Source organism: Leptospira ainazelensis (genome assembly GCF_016918785.1).
Lineage (GTDB): Bacteria > Spirochaetota > Leptospiria > Leptospirales > Leptospiraceae > Leptospira > Leptospira ainazelensis.
In genome coordinates this window covers 1-5,927 of sequence record NZ_JAFFPT010000015.1, presented here as the reverse complement: position 1 = coordinate 5,927, position 5,927 = coordinate 1, and the positions used below count along the sequence as shown (strand labels likewise).

Genomic DNA, 5,927 nt, shown 5'->3' with positions numbered 1-5,927 from the left:
CCAATGCAATTTAGGGCGGAATCACGAGAGATTCTCTGATTTTCTTTTTCAACAGGCTCCCAAAAACAGGGCGGGGCGCGCGGCTTTTACGGAGGATCGTCGGAATTCCGACAAAGGCGCTCTGAGATGAAAATAACTTGTATTTAAAAACTTCTTCTTCGGAGCTTGGTCAAACTTCGAAAGAAAAACCCGAAAAGCCGGATCCAAAAAACGGAACTCAAACTTTCATTTATGTTCTTGTCCTATTTGAACTTCGGATCCTTCAAAAGGGATTTTTGTTGTTTCCACATCCAACAAAGGGCCGAGTTCGTAGATATTCTTGTAACCGTAAACTTTTAGGGAAATAAAGGTGGAGAGATTCAAAGAAGCGGCCGGGCTTTTTGCGGCAAACGCTTGCGGACTTCCTTCAAAGTTATTGTTGCAGTAGATCAAAATCCTTGTATCGAAATTGGGAACGATCTTCGAAAGGGATTCTTTTGTAAATTCGGTAAACGGAAGATTGACGGCTCCTTGGATATGTCTGAGCTTAAATCTGGATTCGCTCCTTGCATCCAAAAGAACCACGTCCTTTTCGGAAATCATCTTTAAAAATTCTTCTTCCGTAAGTCGTTTTGCTTCCCTTTCTTGTGCGGAAGAATTTACCGTTTTCTGAAATTGACCGTAATCAATCAGACGATTGGGAATAGGATTCCGAGGTTTTACTGTAAGTTTTCCTTTGGCGATGATCATACTGTTACAACAAATCAATAAAAGAAGAATCACGATATTTTTCATAAAAAGTTCCTTGAATCCCTTTAAATTCTTAAACTTCCGAAACCCTTTTGTCAATTCCGTTTCGAAAAATCGAAATGGATCGAAATCAATGGAGAACTTTCGTTTTTGAATCCTAAGAATAAAATCCTATCTTAGAAAGAAGAATTCTTTGTTCCGTTGGAACGTAAAAAAACTTCTCTAATGAACGGATAAAAAATTTATGGAAAAAATATCGGGCCTTTTTCTTTTTAAAAAAAGTTTCAAAGAAAACGTTTCCCAAAAATGTAATTTTACAGGATTAAGTGCACATAACGTTATGAAAGACAATTCAGTTCAAGGTTTTGTAAAATCACAAGAATGGAACTTGCGATACATCGTGGAAGGGCAGGGCCCCGATGTGTTCGTGATCGGAAGCTCTCTTTACTACGATCGTACGTTTTCCAAAGAAATTCGAAAGCACTGTCGTATGATCTTTGTGGATCACCGGGGTTATGCCGGCGGAAGTTCCTCCGCAAAAAAGGAGGACTTTTCCTTAGACATTCTCTTGGAAGACATGGAACTTGTTCGAAAAGAGCTCGGCCTAAATCGAATCGTCTTAGTGGGCCATTCCGGACACGGTTATATGGCGCTCGAATATGCAAAAAAATATCAGGAGAATGTGAGCCATCTTATCTTGATGTGCCTGACCCCCGATTTATCGAAAAAAAGCCACGAACTTATAGAATCTCATTTTCAAGAGAATGCTTCGGAGGATCGAAAAAAATATTTCGAGGAAAGAATGTCGAAACTTCCCGAGGCCGTAGAAAAAGATCCTAAAAACGCATTCCGGATATTTAATATTCTTTCGGGAGCCAAGAGCTGGTACGATTTTAAATACGATTCGAGTCAACTTTGGGAAGATATTGAAATCAATACGTCGATGTTCGATCATGTTTGGGGAGAAGTTTTTCGAGACATCGATATCAAACCCGGTCTCGAGAAGATTAAAATTCCAGTGTATCTTGCACTCGGAAGATACGATTATCTGATGCCTCCCGCCTATCTCTGGGATCCGATTCTTCCTCTTTTCAACGATCTAAAGATTCAATTTTTTGAAAAGAGCGGCCACACTCCTCAGTTGGAAGAACCGGAAGTTTTTGATCGTGAAATTTTATCCTGGTTAAAAGAGAAAAAAGCCTTTTGAATTTTGAGAAAGAATCGAATTGGAAAGAATTCAGAGACCACATTCTGCAAAAACGTTTTTTTGCGGTAATAGCAATCCAGATTCGCGATCTTTTCTGCGAATAAAGCAGACTTATGTAAGAGTTCCTATTCAGATTTTCTCGTAAAATTCTCTTGTAACGGACTTTAAGTCCGAAAGGAAGTAGATCCTTACGAAGGAAGATTCAAAGAAAACCAATCCTTCTGAGAAGAATCCGTTCTACGTTCCAGAGAAATTTTTTTTGCGATTTTTTCCTGTGCCCTTCCGATGGACGCGCTGACCATGGGATGTGAGATCGCGTCGTTTTTTATTCCCATCGTTCTCATTAGGTCTACGATTTTTTCTCCGCCGAAAGCTTGGAACAAGGGTTCGTCTAACGAAGAAAAGACGGTAACTTCCTTGAGCTGGAGTTTTAGAAAAACGTTCTGTTCGATTTTTTTGAGGGGATAGTGTTCTCCGAATATCGGAAATCGATTTTGAAGATCGACAAACGAGACTTCTTTCGCATAGGCTAGGTTTGGAGAATTCTCGCCTAAATTCAGAGTCGATCGAAATTCTTGAAAGGATTCTTCAAACCAAAAGAGAAAAAGATGTTTTGTGTTTTTGTAAATCAGACGACGGCATCTTTCCAATTTTGCTTCTCGAGAAATCCAGATTTGATCGTTTACGGGGACCGAGGGTTCTTTTGATTTAAAAAGATCGAACATCTTAGTGCGAAAGATGAAGTAGAATTCTTAAGAGGCAAGAAAGAATTCCGTTCGCTATTCGATTCTTATTTTTATCGGATTTGATTTTTGAGAACTCGTTCCGAACCCTTAAAGAAACGGTGCCGATAACACCCTGCAAGTTCGTAATAGAAACGCAGGAGTTCCCACAGATTACGTCTCTTTTAGCAGTATGAACTTTTCAACGGAATCATTGCCGTTAAATTCTTATTGGAGTTCCTACATTTCGAGATTTCGGGAGAGGTTTCAAATTCAGAGTTCAGAATCTAAGAATGAACCAAAGGAAGAAGATCAATTCCTTGGATTCAAGACGGGATCTTTTTTAGAATTCGGTTTCCCTAATCGATTACGAATTCATCTGATGAAGAATCTGCAACCCTCTGAGAGTCAAAAGCGGATCGATGCTATCAAAGATTCCCGGATGTGCGGCGTCGATCACGGTTACCAATCCACCCGTTCCGATCACTCGATAGTCCTGGCCTTTGTCGCGTTTGATTTCGCGAATGATTCCTTCCAAAAGTCCGATCCATCCAAAAAAGAAACCCGCCTGGATCGATTCTATCGTGGAATCTCCTAAGATTTTTTCAGGAGATTGAAAAACGATCGGAGGAAGCTGAGAAGTATTTTTTGTGAGGGCATCCATGGAAACTTTGAGACCGGGAGCGATGACCCCGCCCAAGTATTCCGGTTTATCGCTTACTACACAAAACGTAGTAGCCGTTCCTAAGTCTATGAGGATGGATTTTCCAGGATTGTCCACGACTGCCGCAGCCGCGTTGACCAGACGATCGGCTCCGATCTCATAGGGTCTCGGATAAGAAATTGAAAAAGGAAGTTTCATCTGATAATTTACGTGAACTGCGTCGATCTTAAACCAATCTTGAAACATTCTATCTAAGATAGGATTGAGGGTAGGGACCACACTCGAATAAATTCCGCCCGTGATCGCTTCGTTTTCGATTTTGAATTCCCGCAAAAAACCTCGAAAGAACAATCCAAGTTCGTCCGAGGTCCGATCCTTTCGGGTCACGGTTCGTTTGTGAAAAAGAGGAGAGGTCTTTCCGTTTTCAAAGATTCCGAAGACCGTGTTTGTGTTTCCGACGTCGACAACTAAGAGCATTTTAGTTTAGAGAATGGAAATCGTCCGGACTGTCAATGAAATCCAGGCGGGTTCCCGACGGAGTTTTTAGAATCAGAGAGCCGTTTTCTCCCAGACCTTCTAAAGTCGCCGTTTGAGAAGTTCCATTTTCCGTGTAACTTACCGATTGCCCTTTCCAAAGAAGGAGTTCGTTTAATAAAATCAGTTCCTTTTTTCTTCCTTCCGAATCCTTCCAAAGAAGAATCGCCTCGTTCAGGGTAGGAATCAGTTTTTCTATTATCTCGGTTTTTTTGCCGGCGCGATCCGGATTCGTATTGAGAAATCCTGCATCTGTTAGATGGGAAGGAATTGTGTCCTTCTTTCCGTAAAGATTGACTCCGATTCCGATGATGAGTGTTACCGTAGAACCGATGACTTCGGACTCTATTAGAATTCCTGCAACCTTTTTGCCGCCGAGATAGAGGTCGTTCGGCCATTTGATTTTGAGTTCCCTTGCTAACTCTGGGTAGATGGAAAGAATGGCTTTGCAAATCGCGGTTCCTATAAAAAGAGAAAGTCCCGGTCCTCCGTCAAAGTTTTCCAGGCCGATTTTTCCCGAAAAGATCAAGGATTCTTCCCCTAAAATTTCCCATTTTCTTTCCCTTCTCCCCCGTCCTTCCGTTTGCTCTTCGGCGACGATCCAAGTTCCGTGCGGGAACTCCTCACTTTTGATAAGCGAATTGGTGGAAGTGACGGAATTTAAAAAAATCCCTTTTTCTGGTTGGAGGAATACGTTTGGCATGACCGGCAAAATGATCCTACTTATGGAATTCGCAAGAAGAAAATAGGGGGAAGAAAGTCGGTGTTATAAAACGAGGAAGCGGTTGGAAGGGGAAATAAAAAAGGAATTCTCCTCCTCTTTTTCTTTTTCGGCTTGGGAGAAATTCGGATCGCCTAACAAAAAAACGACGTTTTCGATCTTCTATAAATTGTTAGGTAAAACTATAAATTATTATATTTTTCTATAATTTGAATTGACACACTTTTTGTTTTTATTACCAATTTTCAAATATGAAACTAAGCTCACATAGACAACTAACGTTTTTTCTATCTTTTGTCTTCATCCTTTCTATTTCTTTATTCCAATGCAAACCGGAAGAAAAGACGGATGATTCAGCCGTTTTACTTCTTTTGGGAGCAGGAGCGGCTGCTACCACTGCCGGCGGGGGAACCACAACAACTGCGGACACGAAGTTACGCGTCTTTGTTACGGCCACAACGTATAACGGAAATTTAGGCGGTATAAACGGAGCCGATACCAAGTGCACAAACGATGCAAACAAGCCGACGTCCGGAACGTATAAGGCTTTTATTACCGGTAACTCCGGAGCCAATGGGGATCGTTACGCCTGTTTGAATGGCGATGCCAATTGTCCAACGGCGGGAAATAAAAATTGGGTTTTACAAGCGAGTAAAAATTACTACCGCGTAGACCAGACGACCTTGGTTTTTACCACAACTGCGAATTCATTGATTGCTACGATTCCGATTCAGATACAGGCAGCCGCGGCAAACTATTGGACTGGTTTGGCGCCGGGGAGTGCGACCGACTGGTCCGCGAACGTAGTTTGCGGGGGCGCTACTACAGCATGGTCGGATGGAACGTTGGGTTCCAATGGAACAACTGGACTGGCGACCGCGACGACGATTGCCGATGTCAAAGGGAATAATATTCCCGGCTGTGACGGAGCCAAAAATCTTCTTTGCGTTGAACAGTAAGTAGTTTTTAATATTTCAAAATTGTTTCTCCTGGGAGCCTTCCTTTTGTTTACAAATAAGAAAAGGAAGGGAGTGAGGACAATTCTTGTCGGAACGACGACGAGGTAATTTTTACTTGCTAAATTAGGATTTTGTGATATAGCAAGATCCGCCGATTTTTTCCCTGCAACTCGATCCTTAGATAGCGTTGCATTGAGTTATTCCACCTCTCCACCCTATCAGGGCATAAACTTACCCACAAAGTGGACTGAATCTTTCAAAGAATTTGTCGTAACAACGACAATCCTCTGTGAAGGTCGCGCGCCCCGCCCAAAGGTACAAACCGGAGACATGGGTAACAAAATAGACCGGGAACATAGGTAACACAAAAATGATGGCAAAGGAGGAGAAA

General features: G+C 41.9%; 6 protein-coding genes. 2 read left to right on the top strand and 4 right to left on the bottom strand.

Features of this window, described 5'->3' with window-relative positions:
* Positions 1 to 225: 225 nt before the first annotated feature.
* The gene (locus JWG44_RS04495; RefSeq protein ID WP_232371475.1) at positions 226 to 729 is read right to left on the bottom strand and encodes a rhodanese-like domain-containing protein; all 504 of its coding nucleotides are present in this window, start codon (positions 727 to 729) and stop codon (positions 226 to 228) included.
* Positions 730 to 1,069: 340 nt separating this feature from the next.
* On the opposite strand from JWG44_RS04495, the gene JWG44_RS04490 reads away from it, so the two are divergent.
* Positions 1,070 to 1,936, top strand: a complete 867-nt coding sequence (locus JWG44_RS04490; RefSeq protein ID WP_205273764.1) for an alpha/beta fold hydrolase — start codon at positions 1,070 to 1,072, stop codon at positions 1,934 to 1,936.
* 188 nt (positions 1,937 to 2,124) lie between these two features.
* Here JWG44_RS04490 and JWG44_RS04485 read toward each other — a convergent pair whose 3' ends face one another.
* The 3 genes from JWG44_RS04485 to JWG44_RS04475 form a co-directional block, all read right to left on the bottom strand.
* A complete protein-coding gene (locus tag JWG44_RS04485; RefSeq protein ID WP_205273763.1) occupies positions 2,125 to 2,661 on the bottom strand; it encodes a hypothetical protein in 537 nt (178 codons plus the stop codon).
* Between the two features lie 364 nt (positions 2,662 to 3,025).
* Positions 3,026 to 3,799 (bottom strand): type III pantothenate kinase, encoded by a 774-nt coding sequence (locus JWG44_RS04480; protein ID WP_205273762.1) that lies wholly within the window; start codon positions 3,797 to 3,799, stop codon positions 3,026 to 3,028.
* Between the two features lies 1 nt (position 3,800).
* Positions 3,801 to 4,559: a biotin--[acetyl-CoA-carboxylase] ligase gene (locus JWG44_RS04475; protein ID WP_205273761.1), complete on the bottom strand. Its 759-nt coding sequence runs from the start codon at positions 4,557 to 4,559 to the stop codon at positions 3,801 to 3,803.
* 269 nt (positions 4,560 to 4,828) lie between these two features.
* Between JWG44_RS04475 and JWG44_RS04470 the strand changes: the two genes are divergently transcribed.
* A complete protein-coding gene (locus JWG44_RS04470) occupies positions 4,829 to 5,536 on the top strand; it encodes a DUF1554 domain-containing protein (RefSeq protein WP_205273760.1) in 708 nt (235 codons plus the stop codon).
* The last annotated feature ends 391 nt before the right edge of the window (positions 5,537 to 5,927 follow it).

Excerpts from the sequence above, each read along its gene's own strand:
- JWG44_RS04495 (WP_232371475.1), bottom strand. The coding sequence starts at position 729 with ATGATCATCGCCAAAGGAAAACTTACAGTAAAACCTCGGAATCCTATT.
- JWG44_RS04485 (WP_205273763.1), bottom strand. The coding sequence starts at position 2,661 with ATGTTCGATCTTTTTAAATCAAAAGAACCCTCGGTCCCCGTAAACGAT.
- JWG44_RS04470 (WP_205273760.1), top strand. The coding sequence starts at position 4,829 with ATGAAACTAAGCTCACATAGACAACTAACGTTTTTTCTATCTTTTGTC.
- JWG44_RS04490 (WP_205273764.1), top strand. The coding sequence starts at position 1,070 with ATGAAAGACAATTCAGTTCAAGGTTTTGTAAAATCACAAGAATGGAAC.
- JWG44_RS04475 (WP_205273761.1), bottom strand. The coding sequence starts at position 4,559 with ATGCCAAACGTATTCCTCCAACCAGAAAAAGGGATTTTTTTAAATTCC.
- JWG44_RS04480 (WP_205273762.1), bottom strand. The coding sequence starts at position 3,799 with ATGCTCTTAGTTGTCGACGTCGGAAACACAAACACGGTCTTCGGAATC.